At 44.5% G+C, this 26,303-nt stretch carries 12 protein-coding genes and 1 tRNA gene (1 of these 13 cut by a window edge); 7 read left to right on the top strand and 6 right to left on the bottom strand.

The annotated features are described in order from the left end of the window. Window positions 1-4 precede the first annotated feature (4 nt). The 3 genes from AC5FX4_RS13220 to AC5FX4_RS13210 all read left to right on the top strand — a co-directional run bounded on the left by AC5FX4_RS13220 (window position 5) and on the right by AC5FX4_RS13210 (window position 17,172). Window positions 5-763 (top strand): SDR family NAD(P)-dependent oxidoreductase, encoded by a 759-nt coding sequence (locus AC5FX4_RS13220; RefSeq protein ID WP_493606836.1) that lies wholly within the window; start codon window positions 5-7, stop codon window positions 761-763. 101 nt (window positions 764-864) lie between these two features. Next, window positions 865-9,909 carry an amino acid adenylation domain-containing protein gene (locus AC5FX4_RS13215; RefSeq protein ID WP_493606835.1) on the top strand — a complete coding sequence of 3,015 codons (9,045 nt, stop codon included), beginning with the start codon at window positions 865-867 and terminating at the stop codon, window positions 9,907-9,909. A gap of 3 nt (window positions 9,910-9,912) precedes the next feature. Continuing rightward, complete coding sequence (locus AC5FX4_RS13210) at window positions 9,913-17,172, top strand: amino acid adenylation domain-containing protein (RefSeq protein ID WP_493606834.1); 7,260 nt, start codon at window positions 9,913-9,915, stop codon at window positions 17,170-17,172. A gap of 87 nt (window positions 17,173-17,259) precedes the next feature. On the opposite strand, the gene AC5FX4_RS13205 is transcribed toward AC5FX4_RS13210, so the two are convergent. Both AC5FX4_RS13205 and AC5FX4_RS13200 read right to left on the bottom strand, forming a co-directional pair. Continuing rightward, on the bottom strand, window positions 17,260-17,760 hold the full coding sequence (locus tag AC5FX4_RS13205) for a hypothetical protein (RefSeq protein ID WP_493606833.1): 501 nt from the start codon (window positions 17,758-17,760) through the stop codon (window positions 17,260-17,262). A 27-nt stretch (window positions 17,761-17,787) separates the two neighbouring features. Further along, window positions 17,788-18,345 (bottom strand): TFIIB-type zinc ribbon-containing protein, encoded by a 558-nt coding sequence (locus AC5FX4_RS13200; RefSeq protein WP_493606832.1) that lies wholly within the window; start codon window positions 18,343-18,345, stop codon window positions 17,788-17,790. A 197-nt stretch (window positions 18,346-18,542) separates the two neighbouring features. On the opposite strand from AC5FX4_RS13200, the gene AC5FX4_RS13195 reads away from it, so the two are divergent. Beyond that, entirely contained in the window at window positions 18,543-18,905 is a 363-nt protein-coding gene (locus tag AC5FX4_RS13195) for a VOC family protein (RefSeq protein WP_493606831.1), read from the top strand. 242 nt (window positions 18,906-19,147) lie between these two features. On the opposite strand, the gene AC5FX4_RS13190 is transcribed toward AC5FX4_RS13195, so the two are convergent. Both AC5FX4_RS13190 and AC5FX4_RS13185 read right to left on the bottom strand, forming a co-directional pair. Further along, entirely contained in the window at window positions 19,148-20,890 is a 1,743-nt protein-coding gene (locus AC5FX4_RS13190; protein ID WP_493606830.1) for a peptidoglycan-binding domain-containing protein, read from the bottom strand. Between the two features lie 64 nt (window positions 20,891-20,954). Then, entirely contained in the window at window positions 20,955-21,353 is a 399-nt protein-coding gene (locus AC5FX4_RS13185; RefSeq protein ID WP_493606829.1) for a hypothetical protein, read from the bottom strand. Between the two features lie 488 nt (window positions 21,354-21,841). Here AC5FX4_RS13185 and AC5FX4_RS13180 point away from each other — a divergent pair, with 488 nt between their 5' ends. The 3 genes from AC5FX4_RS13180 to AC5FX4_RS13170 all read left to right on the top strand — a co-directional run bounded on the left by AC5FX4_RS13180 (window position 21,842) and on the right by AC5FX4_RS13170 (window position 25,213). Next, window positions 21,842-23,305, top strand: coding sequence for a pentapeptide repeat-containing protein (locus AC5FX4_RS13180; RefSeq protein WP_493606828.1), 1,464 nt, complete (start codon window positions 21,842-21,844; stop codon window positions 23,303-23,305). Between the two features lie 172 nt (window positions 23,306-23,477). Beyond that, on the top strand, window positions 23,478-24,575 hold the full coding sequence (locus tag AC5FX4_RS13175) for an ISAs1 family transposase (protein WP_493605927.1): 1,098 nt from the start codon (window positions 23,478-23,480) through the stop codon (window positions 24,573-24,575). 491 nt (window positions 24,576-25,066) lie between these two features. Then, on the top strand, window positions 25,067-25,213 hold the full coding sequence (locus AC5FX4_RS13170; RefSeq protein ID WP_493606827.1) for a hypothetical protein: 147 nt from the start codon (window positions 25,067-25,069) through the stop codon (window positions 25,211-25,213). 278 nt (window positions 25,214-25,491) lie between these two features. Here the strand turns inward: AC5FX4_RS13170 and AC5FX4_RS13165 are convergent. Both AC5FX4_RS13165 and AC5FX4_RS13160 read right to left on the bottom strand, forming a co-directional pair. Continuing rightward, window positions 25,492-25,568: transfer RNA gene (locus AC5FX4_RS13165), tRNA-Pro, on the bottom strand. Between the two features lie 123 nt (window positions 25,569-25,691). Then, window positions 25,692-26,303, bottom strand: partial view of an alanine/glycine:cation symporter family protein gene (locus AC5FX4_RS13160; RefSeq protein ID WP_493606826.1) — the end only. Its footprint extends 804 nt past the window's final position; 612 of the gene's 1,416 nt are visible here — the last part of the coding sequence; the start codon falls outside the window, past its right edge; its stop codon occupies window positions 25,692-25,694.

The following is a 26,303-nucleotide window of genomic DNA, read 5'->3' as shown; positions in this document are numbered from 1 at the left end:
CCCTATGGAAACGATACAAAAAAACAACAAAGCGCTGCGAGTGTTGGTGCTCGGTGCAACCTCAGATCTTGGCACACAAACATGTAAAGATTTGGCTAACAAGGGCTATGAATTGCTGCTTTTGGGGCGCAATGCAGACAAGCTTGCCTCTTTGGCTTATTCATTATCCGGTGAGCACAAAATTGCGGTTGTTGACTTAGAACAACCCGACGATTTAACTCCCATTATTATCGATAATGCAAAGCAATTTGGACCATTTAAAGGGGGCGTGTTTTGTGCCGGTGTACATGCCATGACGACACTTCGTCAATCCTGCTATGCCGACTTTGAACAAATTTATCGCGTTAACTGCGGTGGTGCATTAGCCATGATCAAAGCGTTCACTCGTCGAAGTGTGCGCTTGAGCGATACGGTGACGTCACTGGTATTGCTCTCTTCGGTCAGTCAGGCCGTGGGAGAACAAGCGATTTCAGGGTATGCCGCCAGTAAAGGTGCTTTGGCAAGCTTGTGCCGCTGTGCCGCGCTTGAACTTGCTAGAGACAAAGTGCTGGTTAACTGCGTGGCGGCCGGCATGATCGAAACCAAATTAAACAGCGGCTATCAAGATATGGCTCCCCCAGGTCACTTCGAAAAACTTGCCAGCATGCATCCACTTGGTTTTGGCTCACCAGAGCACGTATCAAAAGAAATTATTAATTTATTAGAAAGTGAGTGGACGACCGGAAGCTCAGTGTTTGTAGATGGTGGTTACACATGTATCTAGTTTAATTCGTTAGTTTATCGAACAGTCACAAACAGTGTTATCTGATCTGTACCGATCAGAGTTTTATGCAGTTTTATAAAAATAAAGGAAGTATGCACCCCATGCGTAACGACAACTATCAATCACTTTCTCAGCGACAAATTCAAGTTTGGCAAGGTCAGGAAATTGCGCCGAACAATCCAGTATTTAACGTCTCTTGTGCGTTAAAACTCACCTTAACTGAGGGAGCTGCTCAACTAGAGCCCATTTTGGCAAAGCTGATAGCGCGCCACCCGGTCATTGATAGCAGAATAGACAACAGTGGTGTAGAGCCACAGCTTGCTATAAATGCCCAAGCATCAAGTGATGTGTGTTGGCAACCCATGGTTGGGGAAAACATCAGTGACGCGCAGTTATGTGACGCGTACAACAGCCAAGTGATTGACATAAGCCGTAATACTTTTGAGTTTTATTACAAAGCGCTGCACAACGATGAAGTGTTGGTACTCGTGAAAGGTCACCACATCGTATGTGATCAGTGGTCATTGCAAATTTTAGTAAACGATTTGCTCAGACTATTGGTACTCAAAAACGAAGACGAAACACTCGAACCTGATATTGAATATTACACCAGCAAAGAACTCGCTCTAGTAGACAGCAACGCTTACCCAGTTGATTTTATTAATAGAAAATCGAATAACCCTGAACTTGCTGGCAAAGTGTCAGTGCTGCTGGATAACACCACAGATAGCATTGCGCCAATCAAACAGGTTGCAGCAGAGCATGGTATTAGCCCATATTGCGTGATTTTAGCGAGCACCTTGCTCACGGTAAGCCGTTTAACCAACGATGCAGATATTACCATCGGTGTGCCTATCGCCCGTAGAACCCGTAAAAACCGCTACTTGCTTGGTCATTTTGTTGATCTTGAAGCGCTTACCATTGAAAACATTCACGACAAAACTGTACTAGAGCTACTTAATGCGGTGAATGAGCAATTAACGTCATTGTTACTGACAAAATCGTCTTCCACTTTAAGTAGTAAAAATATCAATGTGGTATGTAACTACTTAGCACAGTTAAAGACGGCACATATTATCCCTGAATTGATGTTGGTGCTTGCCGGGCTACCTGACCATCAAATCGTGATTGGCGATGAACAAGATATGGTCATAGAAGGTGTGCCTTTGACACCGGTTGCCGCTCAATTTGATTTAGACTTTACCCTATTTGAAGCGGGTGCAAACTTGTGGCGCAAAGTTGTGGCTGAAGCGGACCAATTTAGTGCACACAACTTAGCGCAAATTGGCGACGTACAAACAGGTTTCATAGCGCATTTAGCGCAAGATAATACGCAAGTGTGCGGTCAGATTAGCACGCTTACTACAGAGCAAAAAACACAGATTGAGCAACAGTGGAATGGCGATACGCGCCAATATCCCGCTTATAATTTAATTGACGGCTTTAATCAACAAGTTGTCGCACGCCCTGAGCATGTCGCGGTTATTTCATCCACTGAGCAAACTACTTATCGCGTCCTAAACGATTACCGCTTTGGTATTGCTCATGCGTTGTCAGCGCAATCTGTAGCCAGAGGCTCGTTAGTGGCAGTCATTTGTGAAAAAGGCGCGTATCAAGTGGCCTCATTACTGGCGATTAATACGGTTGCATGTGCCTATTTACCTATTAACGTGGCATGGCCAAACTCTCGTATTCACCAAGTCTTAATGGCTGGTGGAGTTAAGCATCTTCTGGTGAGTGAGACGTTATTTGCACGCTTAAAAGACGAGCCTTGGCTAACTGACTTTAACCTCATTCATGTGGAAGAGGCGGCTCAGCAAAGCGCACTTGCAACCGAACAATGGCAAGCGCAACTTGTTCCTGCAACGCCACAAGAAATTGCTTATGTTATCTTCACCTCAGGCAGTACGGGTCAGCCTAAAGGGGTGGTGATCACACACGAAAGTGCCATGAACACCATTTTTGCCGTCAATGAGCGCTTTAACGTCACAGACAAAGACCGCGTTTTTGCTATTTCAGACTTGAGCTTTGATTTATCGGTTTACGATATTTTTGGTGCGCTGGCGGTGGGGGCCGCGATGGTGATGCCAGATCAAGACAAAGTGCAAGATACCCATCATTGGCTGCAAATGGTGGATGAACATCAAGTGACTATTTGGGACTCGGTGCCGCAGCTTGCGCAATTGCTCGCGGATGAGCAAGGGCAGCAGTCTTACTCGGCAACCAGTATTCGTGTTTACATGATGAGTGGTGACTGGATCCCACTGAGATTGCCAGAGCAACTCTTAGCGATTAATCCGCAAGCGGATGTTATGAGTTTAGGTGGCGCAACAGAAGGTAGTATTTGGTCAATTTGGTACCCGGTTAAAGCCGTTGACCCAAGCTGGCAAAGCATTCCTTACGGTATAGCGATGCCTAACCAAGCGATGTGGGTGCTGGATAAGTTTGGTAACCATTGTTCGCCCGGGATCATGGGTGAGATCCACATCGGTGGTATCGGCGTCGCACAGGGCTATTTCAATGACCCAGAACGCACCGCGCTACAGTATTTTGAACATCCGACGCTTGGCCGTTTGTACCGTACCGGTGACAACGGTGCGTGGAATGAAAAAGGCTATATCGAATTTAAAGGCCGCAAAGATTTCCAAGTTAAGATCCGAGGTTTTCGTATCGAGATGGGAGAAATTGAGCATTGTTTACTACAACGTGATGACATCAAACATGTTGCAGTGATTGATAAAACCCACAATGGGCAAAAGATCCTCGTCGCATATTTGGTACCAGAAAGGCAAAGTGCGTTGAATGTTGACGCGTTACGTCAGTTTGTTGCAGCTAAACTACCTGAGTACATGGTGCCAGCGGCACTTATGGTGATTGATGCGCTACCTTTGACTCTCAATGGTAAGTTAGACCGTGGTGCACTGCCAGAGCCTGACTTTTCAGCGAACGAAGCATATTGCCCGCCAAGTACCGAACTTGAAGCGCAGTTGTGTGATGTATGGCAGCAAGTACTTGGCATGGAGCGCATTGGTGTTAAAGATAACTTCTTCCAAATTGGTGGTGACTCTATCGTCAGTATCAGCCTGATCTCGGCGCTACGTCGAGCAGGTTTCCAGCTACAGGTCAGAGATATTTTTACCGCGCCAACGGTGGCACAACTGGCATCATTGATAGAGCAACAAGGTGGTCATACCGTGGTGAGCGTGCAAACTGAGCAGGGCTTGCTATCAGGCCAGTTTGCGCAGCATCCAACACAAAAATGGTTTTTTGCACAGCAGCTAGGTAATCCGCATCATTTTAATCAGGCATTTATTGCATACAGCCCAACAGGCTTATCGCTTGATGCGTTAGCCGATGCATTAATGAAACTGAGTATTCAGCACGACATGTTGCGCTGTCGATTTACCTCAGAGTTGGATAACGAATATACAGACACAGGCTTATTCGAGTTAACTGAGCGTAACATTGCAGGCATGAGCGACGATGAACTCGAGGCGGTGCTCGGCGAGCAGCAAGGTGCGCTTGATATTCATCACGGTCCTACATGGCGTGTGATCAAACTAGTTGGCCATGCAGATAACCAAGATCGTCTGTGCTTTATCTTCCACCATTTGATCATCGATACCGTGTCTTGGTCAATTGTGCTAGGGGATTTGCAACAGTTGATTGCGGGACAGAAGTTGCTTGATAAGCAAACTAGCTACCGTCAGTGGGTTGAAGGTTTAAATCAGTATGCGTCAGCCAATCAGCAACAAACGACCTATTGGCAAACCGTGTTGAGTGCAACAACGAACTATCCGGTTGCTCAGCAATCTCAGCAACTATCGTTAATGCTTGAAAAAGCACAAACCGAAGCCTTGTTACAGCACGCTAACTCAGGCTACCAAACGCAAACCCAAGAATTGCTGTTAAGTGCTTTGGCGATCGCAATGGAAACCGTATTGGGTGGCCAGTCTCACACTATTTTGCTTGAAGGTCACGGTCGCGAATCCATCGCGGCTGATTTAGACGTGAGCCAAACTTTGGGTTGGTTTACCAGTATTTATCCGGTCAAACTGACTGCTGAGCAAAATATTGAGCAAACACTGGTTGCGACCAAAGAGATGATGCGTGCCATCCCAGACAAAGGAATTGGCTTTGGTGCGTTATATCAATTCGACGTTGCAAAAATGCCAAGCGACTTGCCTAAGGTGTGTTTTAACTATTTAGGTCAGTTCAAAGCCAATACAGAGGCGCAAGATTGGCAGATCACCGGGGAGTCAGTAGGGGCGCTGAGTGACTCGCAAAATCACAGCGATACGGTGCTAAATATTCTGAGCTTAGTGAAAAACGAGCAGCTAAGTGTTGAAGTAGAGTCAAAGCTGCCCGCAGAGTTGGGTCAGCAGTTTATGAGCGCCTTTGAGCGCGCGCTGGAGCAAGTCATTGCACAAGCGGTGAACGCCGCGCAAGCGGGCGGTGTTACGACACCGAGCGACCATGCACATGTTCAGTTAAGCTTCCCGTTATTAAAAGATCTCAACGAGCGTTACAACGTAGAAGCGCTTTATCCTGCCAATAGTTTGCAGCAAGGCTTTATTTATCATGCGCTAAATCAGCCAGATGACGATGCCTATCGTGTGCAATTGCTTCTGGACTATCACACAACGTTAGATGTTGATTTGTACAAAAAAGCATGGCAATTGGCGGCCAATAAGCATCCAGCTTTGAGAATGGCGTTCAACTGGCAAGAACAGCTACTTCAAGTTGTGTGTAAAGGCATTGAGTTGAATGCCCAGCACTTTAATTTGGTTGATTTAAGCGAGTTAACTCCCGATGAGCGTGATCAACAACTGGCCAGTTGGCTTGCCCACGACCGACTTAAAGCCTTTGATTTAGCACAACCCGGTTTGTTCCGCGTTACAGTGTTCAAACAAAGCGATACACATTACACGGTATTAAAAACAGAGCATCACAGTATTGGTGACGGTTGGAGTGTGGGCAATTTACTGGAAACTGTAAACACCTTCTATAACGCGCTCAATCAGGGCCATGTACCACAACTGGAAGTTGAAACTGGCTACTTGGCGGCGCAGGCTTATTTGTCTGAAAATAAGCAAGCAACCAGTGATTTTTGGCAACAAAAAGTCAAACAGTTTGAGCATGCTAACGATATTAACTATTTGCTGAGCCAGTCGCAGGATTTATCGCAAACAAACCTTGTGGCGCAACCGGCGAGACGCTGTTTTGAAATCGCGGGTGATGACTTCTTGCAATTGAGTAAAGTGTGTCGTGATGCGGGCGTGACGCTAAACGCAGCAATGCAATTTGCTTGGCATAAACTCATTCAAAGTTACTGCCAAGATCAGCAAACCTTGGTGGGTACTACTGTCTCGGGGCGTGATATACCCGTGAGCGATATTCACGCTGGTGTTGGTTTATTTATCAATACTTTACCACTGGCAGTGAATTGGCAGCCAGAACACAGCATTGCCCAGATAATGACGCAAATCCAGCTTGAGATTGCCGATGTAAATACCCACAGTGGTGCGCAATTATCGCGCATTCAAAGCCAAGGTGCCGCGCTGTTCCATACCTTGTTTGTGTTTGAGAATTATCCAATTCCAACGGCTGATGACACTAACCCTGATCGTATCGAAAGCGCCATGCGTTATCGTGAAACGCGTGAGAAAAGTGATTACCCGATCACCGTTATTGTAACTGCCACGCCAGAGCAGATTGAGTTTTCACTGAACTATTGCGAGCAGCAAATTGCACCAGAGCAGGCTGAGCGCTTACTGTCGCAACTGCAAATGATTGTCAGCGCTATCATTGCAGCGCCACAGCAGCCACATAGTCAAATCTCATTATTAACCGAGCAGCAGGCTAATGAATTGCTGATGCGCATTCAGCCAGAGATAAAAATACCGCAAAAACGAGGCACGTTAAGCGAGATTTTTGCTTCGCAGGTCGCACAATACCCAAACAACATTGCCTTGAAATACCAAGACCAAGCGCTGACCTATCAAGAGCTTGATAGCAAAGCCAAGGCATTGGCGAATGCCATTATTGCGCATTACCCGCAAGTGCTTGAGGCGTCGACTAGCAATCCGGTATTCATCGGTTTGAACTTTAATCCAAGCCTTGAGTTGATGATAAGCATGTTGGCTATTTTGAAGCTAGGGGCGACTTATGTGCCACTGACGCCGGAATATCCTAAATCGCGAACTCAGTTTATTCTGTCGGATACCAAAACGCCGATCGTACTGTGTAGCGACGATCTCGTAGAAGAACTAACGCACATCACCGACGAGTTAGAAACACCGCCACAGGTACTCAGCTATGAGTCGCTCGCGCAGCAACAAGCGCCAGAACAGTTGCATAATGTGACCTTAAGCGCCGATGATTTAGCTTATGTTATCTATACCTCAGGTACGACTGGGCAACCAAAAGGCGTGATGCAGTCACACCATAATGTGGTGCGTTTGTTTGATTCATGCGAGCGTGAGTACCAGTTTAACGACTCAGACGTATGGGTGATGTATCACGCTTGTACTTTCGATTTCAGTGTATGGGAAATTTGGGGCGCGTTTTTAAACGGTGGCTGTTTGGTGGTGCCAGATAAAGCCTGCACTCGTGATCCACGAGAGTTTATTATGCTGTGTCAAAAGCAAGGTGTGACGGTGTTAAACCAAACACCAAGTGCATTCTATTCCTTTGTCGACATGGCAGTGGCGATGAATGCCGAGTTACCAGATTTACGTTATGTGATTTTTGGGGGTGATAAGCTCAATCTTGCACGCTTAGATGCATGGTGGCAAACATACGGCAATACGCAAACGAAACTCATCAACATGTACGGGATCACAGAAACCACAGTACACGTTACTTACCAAGAGTTAACGCCAGAAAATAACCGTCATCAGTCCATTATCGGTCGTCCACTGAGAGATATGGCGGCCTATGTACTTGACCCGAACCAAAACCTAGTGCCTGTGGGCGTAGTGGGTGAAATGTATGTGGGTGGGGCAGGTCTTGCAGCGGGCTATCTGAATCGTGAGGAACTTACCGCCGAGCGCTTTATTGATAACCCATTTGCCGACAAAATCGAAGCGCTTGCTGAGCACCGTTTATACCGCAGTGGTGACTTGGTGCGTTGGTTGCCTGATGGTCAGTTGGAATATATTGGTCGTAACGATGAACAAGTTAAGATCCGAGGTTTCCGCATTGAGCTGGGCGAAATTGAAAATGTGCTCATTGAACACTCGGCGGTTAAACAAGCGGTGGTGGTAGCGCATAAACGTCAGGGTAATACTCAGTTAATCGCTTACGTGGTTTTACAACAAGGCGCTGAGCTTAACAATAGTGATGCCATCAAGTACCTTGCAGCCCAATTGCCAGAGTACATGGTGCCAAGCACCATTATGGTGATTGACAACATACCGCTGACGGTGAACAACAAAATTGACCGTAAAGCACTGCCAGAACCTGTGTTTAATGATGACACTGATTATGTTGCGCCAACGAACGAGTTAGAAACGCAATTGTGTGAGATTTGGCAAGCGTTATTGGGCATCGAAAAAGTGGGTATTGAAGATCACTTTTTCCGTATCGGTGGTGATTCAATTATTAGTATTCAGCTCACGTCGCAATTGCGTCAGCTAGGTTACACCCTGAAAATTAAAGAAATATACGAATCGCCAACGGTAGCACAATTGGCAAAACGCATCGCGCAATTACCTCAGGCTGAGCAGCTACAAACCGAGCAAGGGGTATTGAGCGGCGAATTCTCGTTATTACCTGTGCAATCTTGGTTCTTTGACTTACAGCTGTCTGAGGCATCTCATTGGAATCAGTCATTTATGATGACGGTACCAAGCGCTGTGAGCACCGAGCAAGTACGCGCAGCGTGTCGTGAGTTGATGTTACATCACGATATGATGAGAACGCGCTTTGTGGTCGACAACGGTCAATATGTGCAAGCGTATTTAGAACTTGAAGAAGCCGAGCTTGAACAGTGGAGCCAAGTTACCAGCATCGATGTGCGTGGCCTTGATGATGCACAAATAGGTCAGCAGTTGAACGTGTGGCAGCAATCATTCGACTTATCGCAAGGGCCGCTATTTAAGCTTGTACATTTGCACGGTTATGAAGATGGCTTGGCGAGAGTATGCTTTATTTTCCATCACCTCATTATTGATGGTGTATCGTGGCGCATTTTATCTCAGGACATGCAATCGTGCTTAACGGGCAAAACCTTGGGTAGTAAAACCAGCAGTTATCGCCAATGGGTTGAGCTGATGCGTGACTATCCAAATAGTCACAGCGCTGAACTGGCTTATTGGCAAAATGCCTTGGACAACAGCGCAGCAGCGATTGCCGTTGAAGATGCGGTGTCAGAACATGAACTGGCACTGTCTGCTGAGCACACGCAAATGTGCTTAAGACAATCTAATGCAGGCTATAACACCGAGATCAATGACTTGTTGTTATCGGCACTTAGCGTCACCTTGTCGCAGGTTTTATCTGGCTCACAGCACCTTATCACGCTCGAAGGCCATGGCCGTGAAGAACTGTCGCCAACCATTGATGTGTCGCGCACTTTGGGCTGGTTTACCAGCTTATACCCAGTCAAGCTGACAGACTTTGGTGACTTGGCAACCACGATTATTCAAAGCAAAGAAATGCTCCGCCGTGTTCCAAATAAAGGCGTGGGTTATGGGGCGTTTTATCAGGCGGGCTTACTACAACAGCAGCTACCTTTGATCAGTTTCAACTACCTTGGTCAGTTTAATACGACCAGCAAGGCCGATGAGTGGCAAATCGTTAATGAGTACAGTGGGCAAACCATTGGTAGCAATAATGAAATGGCATTGGCACTCAACATTAACGGTGCTGTGAAGGGTCAGCAATTAGTATTCTCAGTGCAGTCACGTTTAGATGCATCGCAAAGCGCTGAATTTGTACGCCGCTTTAAACAGAATTTAGAAATGGTGATTGAGCACACTAAACATGTGGCTGAGCAAGGTGCTGTTGCAACGCCGAGTGACTTTATTGCTAAAGATTTGTCTGTTGAACATCTTGCTCATTTGAACCAAGTACTTGAGCAAACAACCCAGCCAGAGCAAGAACAAACCACTTGCGACAACGAAAACATCATGGAGTTTTAAACGATGTTATTGATTAAGGAAATTAGCGCGCAAAACCTATCTATCTGGGCTGAGCAAGGTAAATTAAAACTGGCTTTTGGAGAGCAATCTCCTCAAGCCTCACTGATTGAGCAGATCAAAGTCAGTAAAGATGAGTTAGTTGAATTTTTAACGGCTAAAAATATAGATTCAGCACAGGCGTTTAAAAGTTTTATGCAGAGCATTAACAAGCCTGCTAACAATATTGTCTCTGTGTGTCCTGCCAATAGCTTGCAGCAGGGTTTTATTTACCATCACCTGAATCAACCCGATGACGACGCATATCGGGTGCAGATGATGCTCGATTACCTAGAGCCAATTAATGTGCCTTTATATCGACAGGCGTGGCAGTTGACGTCGCAGCGCTTTCCAGCGTTGCGCACATTCTTTAACTGGGATGAGGCGCTATTACAGGTTGTAGCGGCGAAGCCGAGCATAGATGAAAGTAACTTTAACTTTGTTGATTTTAGTGCGTACCCAGCACAAGAGCGCGATGCAAAAATAGATGAGTTGCAACAACATGACCGTCAACGAGGCTTTGATTTATCAAAGCCAGGTTTACTGCGTATTACGCTGATAAAGCAGTCGGAGCAATTATACACTTTGCTAAAAACGGAGCATCACAGTATCAGTGATGGTTGGAGTGCGCCGTTATTGCTGCGCAGTGTGCACGAGTACTATCACCAATTACTACTGGGTGAAACACCAAGCGTACAAGTTGAAACGGCTTATTTGGCGACTCAGCAGTACTACCAAGATACGCAAGAACAAACGCAGCAATATTGGCACGCTACTAAGCAGCTTTTTGGGAGTGCCAATGACATCAATGGCATGCTAAGCAAAACCCTTGATTTGTCAGCGCCGTTGCAGGTAACGCAGCCAGACTCACAGCAGTTATTAATCTCGGGTGAGCGCTTTAGAACGCTCAAAAGCATGTGTCAAAACAGTGGGGTTACGCTTAACGTGGCGCTACAGTTTTGCTGGCACAAACTTATCCAAGAATACACTGGCGATGAACAAACGTTAGTGGGTACTGTGGTATCGGGTCGTAACTTACCAGTGGAAGGCATTGAAGATAGCGTTGGCTTGTTTATCAATACCTTGCCTTTACATGTTGAGTGGCCGAGTGAAGCGACTTGTGAACAGGTTATGGCAGAAATCCAGCTGTCAATTGCCTCACTCAATAGCGCCAGTAGTATTGCTTTAGCAGAGCTACAGCCAAAAGGGGCTCGGTTATTTCATACCTTATTTACCTTTGAAAACTATCCAATTAGCCACCATGGCGACACGCGTAAATGGCAGCTTAGGAAGGTTGTTGAAAAAATTGATTATCCGCTTTCTATCGTTGCGACTGAGCAAGGAGAAGAGTTGGAGATCACCTTAAATTACAGCGCTGATTGGCTTGATAACAACAAAGCTACGGCGCTCGTTGCTCAATTAGATAATTTGCTGCAACAACTCAGTGGCTCGCCTACACAAAAACACGCCAAGTTATGCGTGCTTGATAAAGTGCAGGTAACGCAAATGACCGAGCAGTGGAATAGCAATCAAGTTGCCTACAACTTGGATACGGATGTAGCTGGTTTGATTGAGCATCATGCGCTCAATACACCCAACAAGGTGGCATTAAAAGCTGGTGAGATAAGCCTAACTTATGGTGAACTGAATGCCCGAGCAAATACGCTCGCTGTGCAAATTGAGCGCCATTATGCAGAGCAAGGTTTGAGCATCGAACCCGATACGCTTATCGCCCTGTATTTTAAACCCAGTATTGAAACGCTTGTGGCCATGTTTGCGGTGCTGAAGTTAGGCGCGGGTTATGTTCCCGTCTCCCCAGACGCCCCGAAAGATCGGGTGTTATTTATGCTCAACGACACCAATACCCGTTTGCTGCTTACGCAATCGCAGTTTGATAGTAAGTTAAGGGATTGGTTGGCACAGTCTGATGTTGCTCACTTGGTTTGCGATAGCGACGTGTTGCAAACGAATTTAGTCACAGAGTTTTCTCGCGCAAACGTGCATTTGAGCGGCCTTGCTTATGTTATTTATACCTCGGGTACGACGGGCACACCGAAAGGCGTCATGATTGAGCAAGGGCAGTTGCTTAATTACTTCAATGCTGTGCGGCAAACATTGGGCGATGCATTTGAGGTGACTGATTTTTCGACTAATTACTGTTTTGACTTAACGGTGACGACCACACTTTGCCCATTGATGGCTGGTGGTAGCGTATGTGTTTACCAAGACGACATTGGCAATGTGTCTGCTTATCAAGCGCATGTTCGTGATAACCAAGTTCGTTTTGTTAAAACCACGCCAAGTCTTGCAAGCATATTACTTGCCGACTCAGGCATTTCACTCAAGCGCTTAATGCTTGGTGGTGAAGCACTCACCAAACAGGTGGTTGATAAGCTTGCGAGTGTAACCGAGCAAATTATCGATGAATACGGCCCAACGGAAGCCACCGTGGGGGCGATGCACAAATTAGTTGACCCCAACAAAACAGTGAATGGTATTGGCCAAGCCTATACCAATGTGGCCTTGTACGTACTCAACGCGGGTTTACAGCCAGTGCCCGTGGGTGCCATAGGTGAGTTGTATATTGGTGGTGCGGGTGTGGCGCGAGGTTACTTAAATCGCGATGACTTAACCGAGGAACGCTTTATTGCTAACCCATTTACTAGCTCATTTACTAAACCAGGCGAGGCAGCAAACCAACGTTTATACAAAACGGGCGATTTGGTCCGCTGGCTTGCAAATGGTGAGATGGAATATTTAGGGCGTAATGACAGCCAAGTGAAGGTGCGTGGTTATCGTATCGAACTGGGTGAAATTGAAAGCGTACTTGGTGCAGTGTCAGGCGTGCAAAATGTGGCAGTGATCGCCGATAAAAAAGCGCAAGATGCCGTTTTAAGAGCTTACTGGGTGGCACAGCCTACTGTGCAAATTGATACCGACACACTCAAAGCCGCGGTCGCAGTATCATTACCTGATTATATGATGCCGAGTAGCTTTACACAGTTAGAGCAGTTACCACTCACCGCCAACGGCAAGCTTGATCAGGGCGCATTACCTGCACCAGAACAATCACAAGAGCGAAATTACGTTGCGCCAACAAGCGAATTACAACGCCAGCTATGTACGCTTTGGCAACAGGTGTTAGCGGTTGAAACGGTGGGCATTGATGATAACTTCTATGAATTAGGGGGTAATTCTATCACCGCGATTAGGTTGTCTGCGCAAAGCCGCAAATTGCTCAACCGTGATATCCCCCTTGAAATGCTATTTAAAAATAACACCATTGCTAAGCTTGCCAATGTGATTGAGTCGCAAGAGGTGTTGGTGATCCCACGCAGTAACCAGCCAATGCCGCCATTGTCTTTTGCTCAAGAGCGATTATTGTTTATCGACGCCTTTGAGCGAGGTGGTAATGCCTACCATATTCCTGCGTTGTTTAAAGTGGGCAATGAACTACAACTTGAAGTGCTGCAACACGCATTAAATCAAGTGGTGAGCCGTCACAGTGTGCTGAACACGGTATTTAAAGCCAGTGACGACGGCACCTACAGCCAGCATGTACTGGATACGAGGGTGTTGATTAAAAAACACGTGCTGTCGGAGCCAGAAATACTCGCAGACGTTGTGCAGACTTTTGCTAACACCGCGTTCGATTTAGCCAACGAAAGCCCAATGCGTGTGCATCATATTCAAAGTGGCGATGAGCGTTACTTGTTGTTTGTTTGGCACCATATTGCGTTTGATGGTTGGTCGACGTTTGTGTTCACCGAAGAGCTGACAAAACTCTATTTAGCCAATTTAAAGGGCGAACGCTTAACGTTACCAGAGCTAAGTATTAGTTATGCTGATTATGCTTGTTGGCAACGAGACTACTTGCAAGATGAACGTTTAGCCAAACTACAAGATTATTGGCTGGGTCAATTAAAAGACCATGAAACACTGACACTACCATACGACAAAACAAGACCTGAAAACGTGCGCTATGAAGGGCAAAATGTTGATATTGCCTTAACTGCAGAGTTATCAGAGCTTGTTTGTCAGTGTGCTAAAGCGCAGCAAACCAGTGTATACACCGTTATGTTGAGTGCATTTTATGTGGCGCTGGCGAGTATCTCTGGTCAGCAAGACATTATGATTGGCACACCATCTGATAATCGCCATCATGTTCAAGTGCAAGCTTTGGTTGGTTTTTTTGTGAATTCATTAGCTCTGCGCAGCCATGTGGACAAAAACGTTTCTTTTGATGCGTTTATTAAGCAAGTGCATGAGCTGGTTACGCAGGCAAAAATTCATCAAGAACTGCCGTTTGAGCGCGTGGTTGAATTATTAGAATTAGAGCGCGATGCGTCTCGCCACCCGGTATTTCAAGTGATGTTCAGTGTGCAAAGTGTGGATGCCAAGGCCATTAATACACAAGGTGTGACCTTAGAGCCTGTAATGGGTGAGCTATTGAGCGGCCATGTGGCCAAGCATGATTTAACTTTGCTGGTAGATGATTCAGCCGAGCAATTCAATCTGCAATTTAACTTTGCCACGAGCTTGTTTGAACAGCCTACAATTGTGGCCATGGCACAGCGGTATATTCGCTTGTTAGAGAGCATGCTCAGTGCGCCAAACAGACCGTTAAATCAGCATGAACTGCTCAGTGAAGAAGAGCGTCAATGTGTGCTGTATGATTGGAATAACCAGCGCGTCGCAACGCAAAATTCGTTGTCTATTCAGCGTATTTTTGAGCAACAAGTGGCACAAAATGCGGATAAAGTGGCGGTGGTATGTGATGATGAACAACTTACTTATGCACAGCTAAATCAGCGGGCGAATAAACTGGCACGACAAATTCGTCAACGTTATGAAGCGCAACATCACAGCGCTATCACCCCAGATACGCTGATAGCGTTATATTGTTCGCAAAGTATTGAAATGCTCGTAGCCACCTTTGCGGTGTTAAAAGCCGGGGCGGCGTATGTGCCGCTCTCCACCGACAATCCGCAGGAGCGCACGCGCTTTATTTTGGATGATGCCAACGTCAATCTCGTGATCACCGAAGCTGAGCTTGAAAATGATGTACACGCTTGGTTTGATGGCGGTGCTGCGCCGGTTGTGTTGGTTGAAAATCAAGATGTAGTAGCGGATAACACTGATCTTGAAATAGACAATCAATTACACGATTTGGCTTATGTGATTTATACCTCAGGCACCACTGGGCAGCCAAAAGGGGTTGAGATTGAACACCATGCGGTGAGTTCGTTTGCGTTGAACAACAACTACCTTGATGCGAGCAAAGTGAATAACATTGTTAGCATGTCATCGTATGCGTTTGATGGTTTTATTTTTGATGCTATGTTCAGCTTGCTCAATGGCTTATGTGTCCACTTGATCGATAAGCATACGCGCTTATCACCGCCATTATTTGCGCAATACATAGAGCGAAACAAGATTGACGCCAGCTTTATGACCACGGCGCTGTTTAATGCGCTTGCGGCCAGCGAGTGTCTTAAAGACAGCCCGCTCAAACATATTCTGTTTGGTGGTGAAGCGGTGAATTTACGTGTGGTGAGCGAATTTATGCAAACCACGCCACAGGTGAAGCTCAGTCATGTGTATGGACCAACTGAAACCACCGTGTTTGCGTCGGTGTGTCATTTAGATACCACGATGACAAACGCGCCAATTGGTCATGGCTTGGTGGGTAAATCGCTTTATGTGTTAGACGAGCACGGCAATCCTGTGCCAGCAGGTACGCCGGGTGAGTTATACATAGGCGGTTTGGGTTTAGCGCGCGGTTATTTAAATCGCCCTGAATTAACCCGTGAAAAGTTTGTAGCCAACCCATTTGCCGATGAGCATGCAGGCGAAGAAACGCGCATGTATCGTACAGGCGACATTGTAAAATGGCTGCCAAATGGCCTTATTGAATACATTGCCCGTAACGACAACCAAGTGAAAATTCGCGGCTTTCGCATTGAATTAAGTGAAATTGAAAGCGCAATAACAGCCATTGAAGACGTGGAACAAGCGGCGGTTATTGCCTGTGAAAATGACGCAGGTAAATACATCGCGACTTACGTCGTGACACAACCAAACAGCGCGTTATGTGGTGAGCAAATTATTGCGCAGTTACAAGAGCAACTACCTGACTTTATGGTGCCATCGGCGATTAACTTGATTGAGCGTATTCCGCTGAATACCAACGGTAAGTTAGACCGAAAAGCACTGCCTGAGCCAGAGTTTGTTGGCGGTAGCAGCTATGTTGCGCCACGGGATCCATTGGAACATAAGTTATGTGACATTTGGCAAGATACGCTGGTACGCAGCCAAATTGGTATTCAAGACGATTACTTCAATTTGGGTGGCACCTCAATCGCAGCTATTAAATTGATGAAGCTCATTAATCAGCAACTTAATTGCGACTTGTCGATTGCAGACCTATTCACGGAGCGCACCATCGCAGGGCTTGCCAACCTGTTGCGTAATCAAACCCGCGATGGCCAATTGCTCAAGCGACTAAATACCTTTAAAGATGGGTTACCAACCCTAGTTATGGTTCATGCAGGTAGTGCCGGATGTGAGGTATATCAAGGTCTTGCCAATGAACTGGCAGGTTCGTTTAACTGTTTTGGTATCGATAACTACAACTTGTTAAAAGAGGACAAAATCAGTGATCTTAGCAAACTGGCAGAGGTGTATTACGCAGAGCTAAAAGCAAATATACAGCTTGATGATCTGACATTGTTGGGTTGGTCGCTTGGTGGGAATATTGCGCTTGAGATTGCCTACAAACTTGAACAACGCGATAACATCAAGGCGAATGTATTGCTGTTAGATACCATCGTGAAATCAGGCCGACTAAGAGAGTTAACGCATCTTTTTGAAGCCGATAACGAGCAACAGTTGGTTGAGAGGATGTTAGAACTCGGTCACGATAAATCTAATGTTGAGGCTATGCTGCTTGCCCGCGAGGCAGAAGGGCTGTTGGACTTATGTTCACTCAGCGGAGCGCTTGAGCACACGCAAGTACACTTACTCAAAGCGGGTTTGTTTGACTTGAATGTGGCAACCCAGTTGGCGCATGAGTGGACTGAGATCTTAACGGCAACAGCAGATAACAATGTGCGTGAGTTTATTGGTAAGAAGATGACCACGCAGTTGCTAGATAAACGTCACCACGGCGATATTTTGCAAGACGTTGCATTGATAAAAGAGGCGTTGAAGCACGCATTCAAATAGGTTTAATAACTATAAGCTAGCACTAAAAACCCCGACTAAGTTCGGGGTTTTTCTTTTCTTTTTTATGTCTAAAAAAACTCTGGGTTTTTATGGATCTACGTGTTCATCTGGATATATAAACGCGTGAAGAGCGGGGCGAATCACAGCTAAAATGAGAACAATTAAGACCAATGCGCCTAACGCGAATCTTGTTATTTTCATAAACCAAGGTTGCTCCCATATTGGAATGAACTTTTGCTTGTCTTCTTGCTGCTTTACAAACGCTTCATACGCTTTATTTAAATCGCTGTGCTTGGTGATGGTTGGATATTCAATAATAAACCCAATTTTAGCCAGCGCGAGGCGAGCTTGTTCAGACTGAGATTGGTCGACATAAAGCATATGGTTTTTAACGTCAGCATAATAATGAATACTCTCTTGGTCTAATACATCTGCAATTTGTACCGAATCAACGAGTCGTAGATCTTGCACCAGAGGTCGGTAGATAGGCGCTTCCTGTCTGGCCCAAGTAATAATAAATATTGCCAAAGCAACAGATATTATCAAAACCAAGATTAGCTTTGTTTCTTTATTGAAAGAAAAGTTCATTTGAGTATTCATATAAATAGCCGCTAGCTACTTTTCAGCAGAATAAGGATCTTCAGCCAATAAGTAAGCTCTTAAATCCGCCTTTTGCTCTTGCGATAAGAGCCACACGCGCATTTCTTTGACCTTTTCGTATACGTCGTCACCAAACTTGGCGCGGTAGCTATCGGTAAACGTCTGCTTGGCGCTATCTTGTCTTATCCAGCGTTGCCAGTTTTGTGTTACCACAGCGTTTAAACATCCAGCAATACCTTCTTGTTTAAGCAGCTCCCACTCGCCTTTGTCGAGCCATAGCCCTCCGGTTGCAGTGCTGTAGTCGAGTCTATGTTCATGCTCTGCGGTGATCTTGAACTTACGCATGATGGTGCTGGAGATAGGGCAAATGAGCGCTGTTTTTGTATCAGTTACATCGTCCGCTTCAAAGCTCACATCGGAAGTAAATTGATGTTGTGGGTTTCGCTCTTTCCAAGAAACAAAATCTTCGATCAGTATCCAATTACCGCCGCATTGGTCGCAGGTGTGGGCTCGAAACAATCCCTCGATAAAGCTGGGTACTAAATTGCCGTTTTTACAGCTTGTACAGTTCATATGCGTCTTCGCTCCGTAAACTGATAATTAACAAAAGTACCTATACTAACTACTTTTAAGTGTGTCAGCCACCAAAAAGTCGTCACCACGACATTACGGGCATAGCGTCGTTATGAGTGAAAGTGTCAAATCTACTGACATTCACTGTCAGCGCTACACAATATAATTTGTATCTAGATTTAATGGAGAAACACATAATGAAGATGAACTATTTTGTAGTAGGTACGAACGACATGAAAGCGGCGGTTAATTTTTATGACGCACTTTTTGCACAGACGAAGTTTAAACAAACATTTGCAAACGCGAGCATGACATTTTGGCAAAGTGAAGACATGGACGCGGCGTTTGCCGTTGCAATACCGTTTAACAAACAACAAGCGACCAATGGTAATGGCACCATGCTGGGTTTCAATGTGGGCTCAGCGGAAGAAGTGACGAGACTATATCATAAAGCGCTAGAACTAGGTGGTACATGCGAAGGGCAGCCCGGACAGCGTGGACCAAAGTTTTCAGCTTACGTGCGAGATCTAGATAAAAATAAACTGGTGTTTGGGGATTAATGCTAGCAAATAAGCGGGTTGAAACTTGATATTGAGACGCAAAAGGCGAGCAAGTTTAGTATTACTTGCGCAGAGCAATTTTTTGCAGTTGCTGTGAAACCGCTTGTCCTGAAGGTAAACTCGGCAGGCTTTGGGCATTCACAACGCGTTGCATAATTTGTCGCTTGGCCGACTCTAGTCGTTATGCCTTGTCGGCTTAAGCCACAATATTTGAACAGCGTAGTTAAATATTCCAGCTTGCTTTACACCAGTAAGGACTCGTGGAGAATTTGCGCGTCCTTCTCATCAATATGGGCATCGAATGTTAAAAGGTAGCTAAATAGCGAAAGGCCGCCGTAAATCGGATTCACAAGCAGCTTTTTGACCAAATTAATCACATCATTGATGAGCTTAAATAGTACAACCGAAAACTTAAATCCCCTTACTTTAATGGATAGCGCATTCACAAATGACGCAACGGTGTGTTGGGTTGCGCTTTTATCAACAGTCACGTAGTAGTCCATATCCAATTGCCGTTTCATGGCAATTTGCTTATTAGAGCCAGGTACAAGTGCATTGAGCAGTAAAGCGAAGCCTTCTGACATAGCGGCACTTGCACGCTCAAAAACCAACATGCCTTTAAAAGCCAGTTGTTTGGCAAGCTTTAAAACTCGCACTACGGTATCGCTAAGTTTGCCAACAATGTTTTTAACTTGATTGACGACCCAGTTTATCGAGCCTTTTATGACGCGCCATATACGTTTGGCCCCATCGAGTAAAAAGTTACCAAAACCAACAGACTTCCAATCCTCGTTCGTAATGTTATTGTCTGGATTACTCAGTACTTTAACAATGTTGATGGCTCTTTGCGCAGAGGGTTCTTCGGCTTCATCTTCAGCATGAGCACATACTAAAATATCGATGATCACCAGCGCATTCGTCACTTGCCCAGTAAAAATTGCGAGGTGCATTTCGGGGGTAGACAAATGTAGACAGGCTATGCGCTGAGGATTAACAGGGGCTTCTTTAAAAAAATGTCGTGCTAATGAGAGTAGCCCGCCGAGCCTGACTTTATCAACGCCTGAAACCCTCTTGGGCCTGCTAAATCCATGTTTATCGAGCTTGGTTCTTTTACGCGACAAGGTATGGCAAATATTCAGCTTTTCATCATTGGGGCTGATCACCGTACTGTCTGGGTCATCATCATCGCCTTTATGGTAACCGTGTAGCCATAACTCAACTTTAGCTAAATGGCCTAAAAACCTTAATGCATGACTTAATACGGGATCGTGCTTATCTGCTGACTGCGCTTCATACAAAGACACGTTCATTAACTGTGCGCGCAGATTTATGCGCTGTTCATAAACGAGTTTAACCAATCGATCTTGATCAAATAACAACGTCATTAAAGGTGTTGTGAGTGAATTTTCGTGAGGGAGGTTTTGCGTATTGAGTTTTAAAGCAAGCAACAACTGACGAAATTTAAGTAAGCCTTTATCCACAGTGGATCTTCTGAGTTGTTGTTCACGCTCCGTGATGGATAGGGGGTTCTCTAGATCATTCATCGCAGCCTGTGCAAATAATATGCGAGTATCTTCAATTATACCTAAAGCACGCAGGCGAACATAGGCAGCACGTAACATAAATTCACAGGGCCGTTCATCATCCAGCCATTTTTCTAATTGTATGGGCTCTTCAAAGGTAAATACTTGCTGAATTGCCTGCCAAGTTTGGTACCCTAACCAGCCATCTACAGTTAGGCCAGCTTCTCTTTGTAGTTGACTAATGGCTTGTGTGAGCCGCGCGTTTGAAATTTTACTTCGACTATCCAAATACTGCAGGTGTACAAGCCTGTCGATAACCACTTTACGTAGTTCATCGTTCATGCCTATTTTGTTCTTGCCCGGCTTGGTATTAGGCAGTTTCGGTAAATATCCATCTTGAATGCCACGAGCTATCTCTTGTTCGAGTTTAAGCACGCCCTCAGCGTTACTGATCCCTTGCATCGTTGCTCTATTCTTTGGTTAATTTTTGCTAAGTGACTGAATTGGATGTGCCGGTTTGGCGCTGTTACTTTTTTACCAAACCTTGAATGCTATCTTTAAAAATCTCAAAAATTCCTGAACGGAGTGCTTGACCTGCCACCACGGCATTACTATGTGCCTGCTCAAGTGTTTTCATGTCGTCATTCGCTACGGTATTGCTTCTAAATATAAAAGCATCACCGTCTAACTTATAGCTATCAATCGCAGCGATGGTGATACCGCTTGTGATCTCACCCTTTGCCGCTTTTTTAAATAGCTCTTCCATATTCACATTATTTAAATCATCACCTTCTACTTCACTTGAAAGTGCGGCGTTAATATCGCCAGTAGCCGTCGTTACAGTCAGTGTTGAAAAATCGACGGCTGTTTCTTTGAGGTTTTCAAGAATAGAGCCAAAGGTGGCTTTAGTTGTGTCGCCCGGCATAATGATATTCCTTATATGTGTTGTGATTATTGAATGCCAACTGATTGATAAATAATTGATACTTTTCGTTTTGCAATCCCACTATAAGCAAAGTTTATGACTTGCACAATACCGCTTACTTTTTAACAATGGTTGTTACCTCTCAAACTGAAGCTATGTGTAATGCCTTAATAAACATTGAAAGAATTAGAACTAAGAATACACATTAAGGTCTTGGTGATTTGCTGCCAGAAGCTTGCCGAGCAAAGTTGGAAAACTCTAGTTTACAGGTGACTCAATAACGGGGAGGTTATAAACGCTTTCGTGCGGTTTTTTGTTTTCTGAAACCGTGAATTCAGTATTATGTATCTATTAGGTGCAGAGGAATGTTTATGGATAAGGACATAGAGCTAGCAATTAAATCGATTGAAACTCACTCTGGCTATATGCTTTAAGGAGATGATGCAATACTCCTGTGGCTGCAAGGTCACGAGGCATGGAACAAGTGGATGGAGAAGCATCCTAAAACAAGAGTAAGTTTTGAAGAGGTTGATTTCAGGTATGACCAATTATTAAAGAAATTCCCAGAAAATGAAAAATTACTCGAGCTTAAAAGAGGGCACGGTGAAACTGAAAAAATAGTATTCAGTGCCTATCATTTTAATGATGTTGTTTCATTCAAAAATGCGAAATTTAGTGGGGAAGCGCTATTTATTCAAACAGTTTTTGATGCTTTAGCGATCTTCAATTCAACAAGATTAGGGCAGGCAGACTTCAGCGACGCAAAATTTAATGGCATTACAAACTTTAGGAAAGCTCATTTCGCAAGCGCCGATTTTGTAAGGAGCCACTTTGGGAAGGAAGCATACTTTGAGCGAGCAGTTTGTCATGGTGATATGGTCTTTGGGGAATCAAGCTTCTGTATATCATTTCACTTCCATCTTGTTATATGTCATGGTCAGTTATCTTTCTATGAAATTACTTTCGAAGAAGAAGCCAATTTTTTTGGTTTAGAATGCAAAAACACATTTAGAGCGAGCCATTTAAAATTTCGTAAACCAGTAAAATTTAATGAAGCTGAGTTTGGCAAATTGGTTGATTTCAACAGGGTCAAATTCTTTGATGATGCGGATTTTAATTTAGTAAGGTTTGGTTCGGTTGCTAGTTTTCATGCCAGTGATTTTTTTGGAGCAGTTAGTTTCAAAAGTGCGGTATTCAATGAGCGTACTCACTTCATTAGTATAAATTTTTTGGGAGAGGAAATCTCCTTTGCCGGAAGCGTTTTTAGATCATCCATGCTGTTTGAAGCACTAGGCATCTCTGAAGTAGTAACATTGGACTTTTATGGCTCATCATTTGATGGACCGGTCACTTTATCAGGGAAATTCCATTGTATTCCCGATTTAAGACAAACGAAAACTAGCCACCATGTCGATCTGAGTGAGTTACAAGCTAAACTAATTAGAGGAAAACGGTTCTTTCTGAAAGTAGCTCAAGATCCTAAAGATGCAGAGCGCCTATGCCGATTAAAGGAGATAGCTGAGTCCAATAAAAACTATGAAAGAGCTCTAGCATTTCACGCTGATGAACTAAGAGCGAAACGAGCATGGAGTGCTAAAACATGGCCCATGAATGTGTTGGATTGCCTTTTCTCTGCCGTTAGCAACTATGGACAAAGCATACTAAGACCTTTTGTATGTTTGATGCTATCGATTTTTATGTTTGCTCAGTTGACTATTAGTTTTGCAGAACCTGATAGTGAGCCATGTTTTAAAGATGCACTTACTGTATCAATAGCGACAGTTACTCCATTTATTTCTTTGTCCAAAGGTGCAAGGGATAGAGGACTAGAGAGGATATTTGGTGATGACATTCCGAAGGACTATGACCTTCTAAGTTATGGGCATGCATTTGCGTCATTTACGTTTATTTTTCTTATGGGTCTGGGCCTGAGAAACAGGTTTAGGATTTAAAGTTAATAGACTCTTTTACAACCCGCTCACTAGCGGGTTTTTTGCGTCAAAATCTTAGAAGTAGTGGATAAGCTAAATTAACACGGCGGGATCGCACTTTGTAAAAAGGCTTTAACACCCGCCTCTTTTCTGATCTAATAACGCCCACATTGTCACTATCTACTTGTTAATTATGTCGTTATTTAGCCACCTTGAACTTGTTGAAGATAAGCGTTCTTCTATCAATCAACATCATGATCTTACTGATGTTTTGTTTCTTATCATCTCGGCGGTTTTATCCGGTTGTGAGGGCTGGAAAGATATTGAAGTGTTCGGGCACAGTAAACTCCCTTGGCTCAGACAGTTCAGAGCCTTTAAACACGGTATTCCAACGCGACATAGCATTGCACGAATTCTTAAAACAGTGGAGACTGATTCATTGGTTTTGGCCTTGTTCAGTTGGGTCAACGAGCAACGGTCTCAATCTGATAAGCCAATCATTGCGTTTGATGGTAAAACCTTGCGCGGTGCCAGTAAAAAACGTGAGGATAACTTACACTTGGTGTCCGCCTTTGATTGTGAGTCCGGCCTAACCTTATACCAGCGCACGGTTGAGAATAAATCCAATGAAATTCCCGCAGTCAGAGTACTATTGGATGTACTAGATATTTCAGATTCAATCGTCACATTGGATGCGTTGCATTGTCAAAAAGCGACGCTATCAAAACTTACCTCACGAGGGGCTGATTATCTGGTTCAGGTTAAAGCAAACCAGAAAACACTCTATAAAGCAGTCACTTCGTGTTTTGAAACTGCCTTTGCCCAAGAGGAGAATTTACCTGAAGATGTACAAGTCAGCAGTGGTCATGGGCGTCAGGAAACGCGCATCACTTATGCACTGAAAGCAGATAAACTGCCTGAAGAGATAAAAGCAAAATGGCCTGGACTCACTTCACTGGTTGCGGTTGAAAGACACAACAAGTCCGGCTCAACAACAAAAATAGATACGCACTTTTATGTTACTTCTGTCGAGCCAGATGCGCAGATGTTGCAAAAAGCCATCCGCCATCATTGGCACATCGAGAACCAACAGCACTGGGTGTTGGACGTGGTGTTTAAAGAAGATGCCTGTCAGATAAGTGAGCCGATTTCTGCGGAAAATATGGCGCTATTCAGACGGGTTGTTCGCAATCTGGTAAAACAGCACACAGGCCGTAAAGATTCGATACGTGGTAAATGCGTTCGGGCTAGTTTTGACGATGAATTTAGGGCAGAGCTTATCTTCGGTTAATGGTTGTTAACGAAGTATGCTCTCACCCTGGCTAAATTAAGGATAAACCCTAATCTGGCAGACAAACTGGTACACTAAATGCTGATTATTAATACTATAAATACAGTTATAGTGTTTGCCGTTGTTTACCTCATAACAATCTAACATCATCATTGCGATAGCGACCCGAGTAGTGAAGCAAATAAAAATTTGATTAGAAGACAAGTTTTTGAGATTCAAAATTAAAAACGCATAAGTTTTTTGCTGAAAAATATCGCTAAAGCGCTGAAGTTGCCCAAATAGGGCAGTTACAGCGAGTAGAAAAAATTCTACATGTAGAATAATTAGCAGTGAGTTGGGCGTTGAATATTTATTTTTTTACTCGACGTTCGGGTTGCTCTAAATACGTTAACATCAACATAGATAGAAAAAGCACAATCCACCAAACGAAGTGGGTATGTATGGCTGCAATGCTGAGGTGAGAAGCAGTAGCTAGTATAGGTAATTACTGTATGGCAAAGAATAGTAAAAACTCATTAGAGATTAAAGGAATAATGAGCCAGCAAGGAGCGGATCGAGCTGGTTTGATACAGGCGATTGGATTCGCATTGGTTGGGGTCGCCGCAATTGTTGCATCGATTAGTCTTTTCTTTAGTTAAAAGGCTAATCGATAAGCGAAGAGCTGCGTGCAAGTGTTCATATATTTACACAGGAATACAGATTACAAAATATGTATATGTCTTGTGGCGTGCGTATGAACATAAAAGGTATTCAAAAGTGTTTGGTTAATTTTTCGTAGGGTGAAAAGTAAATTGAATAAGCGTATCTATTGAGCCAATCTCGGAGAACTAAAATACAAAGGCACGTTGCTGGTACAGAGTATTAGATTTGATAATTGAGAACGAGATTTAACTAATTGAACAGGGTAAGGAAAAGCTGGTCGGCATAGCAGGATTTGAACCTGCGACCCCTGACACCCCATGACAGTGCGCTACCAAGCTGCGCTATATGCCGACTTGGGTGTAACTATACGGATATTTTTTGGAAAGGCAATAAGTAGTTGGTTTGTTTGAACATTAAATGAGCTTGTAGGCGTGTAACTGCCTGCTAAACAAGCAGTCACACAGTTTTTACCTATTAATACCAGATCCCTTTGGGTAAGGTCTTTTTCATTTTGGGGTGCTGGTTTGCATCAAAAACAGGTGTTTTGCCCGATTTAAGTTGTTGGTTGTAATCTTTATATAACCAAATCACAAAACCCGAAAGCATAAATAGTGCAACTACGTTGACGATTGCCATTAGGCCCATTGATACATCTGCCATGGTCCAAATAACACCAAGCTCTCCTATGGCACCAAACATCACCATGCCCAACACACATAAACGGAAAATAAGCATGCCGTGTTGGTGGTTATGTTCCAAGAACATTAAGTTGGTTTCAGCATATGAGTAATTCGCGACAATCGAAGTGAAGGCAAAGAACAAAATCGCAATCGCAATAAAAGTCGCGCCCCATTCACCAACATGCTCAACTAATGCGGCCTGTGTGAGCGCAATACCAGTAATGCCAGATTCAGGCACAAGTTGATTAGATAACAAAATGAGCGCAGCGGTTGCACTACAGATCACGATGGTATCTACGAATACGCCCAGCATTTGTACATAACCTTGTGATGCAGGGTGGTTAGGGTTAGGTGTTGCTGTCGCAGCGGCGTTTGCAGCGCTACCCATACCCGCTTCGTTTGAAAA

The sequence above is a fragment of the Pseudoalteromonas sp. ATL1 genome (assembly GCF_058933015.1).
The sequence above is the reverse complement of the archived record's forward strand: the minus strand, read 5'-3'. Positions and strand labels throughout refer to the sequence as shown.

Bases quoted from the DNA above. Each gene is read 5' to 3' on its own strand.
- AC5FX4_RS13220 (WP_493606836.1), top strand. From the start codon at position 5: ATGGAAACGATACAAAAAAACAACAAAGCGCTGCGAGTGTTGGTGCTC.
- AC5FX4_RS13215 (WP_493606835.1), top strand. From the start codon at position 865: ATGCGTAACGACAACTATCAATCACTTTCTCAGCGACAAATTCAAGTT.
- AC5FX4_RS13210 (WP_493606834.1), top strand. From the start codon at position 9,913: ATGTTATTGATTAAGGAAATTAGCGCGCAAAACCTATCTATCTGGGCT.
- AC5FX4_RS13205 (WP_493606833.1), bottom strand. From the start codon at position 17,760: ATGAACTTTTCTTTCAATAAAGAAACAAAGCTAATCTTGGTTTTGATA.
- AC5FX4_RS13200 (WP_493606832.1), bottom strand. From the start codon at position 18,345: ATGAACTGTACAAGCTGTAAAAACGGCAATTTAGTACCCAGCTTTATC.
- AC5FX4_RS13195 (WP_493606831.1), top strand. From the start codon at position 18,543: ATGAAGATGAACTATTTTGTAGTAGGTACGAACGACATGAAAGCGGCG.
- AC5FX4_RS13190 (WP_493606830.1), bottom strand. From the start codon at position 20,890: ATGCAAGGGATCAGTAACGCTGAGGGCGTGCTTAAACTCGAACAAGAG.
- AC5FX4_RS13185 (WP_493606829.1), bottom strand. From the start codon at position 21,353: ATGCCGGGCGACACAACTAAAGCCACCTTTGGCTCTATTCTTGAAAAC.
- AC5FX4_RS13180 (WP_493606828.1), top strand. From the start codon at position 21,842: ATGGAGAAGCATCCTAAAACAAGAGTAAGTTTTGAAGAGGTTGATTTC.
- AC5FX4_RS13175 (WP_493605927.1), top strand. From the start codon at position 23,478: ATGTCGTTATTTAGCCACCTTGAACTTGTTGAAGATAAGCGTTCTTCT.
- AC5FX4_RS13170 (WP_493606827.1), top strand. From the start codon at position 25,067: ATGGCAAAGAATAGTAAAAACTCATTAGAGATTAAAGGAATAATGAGC.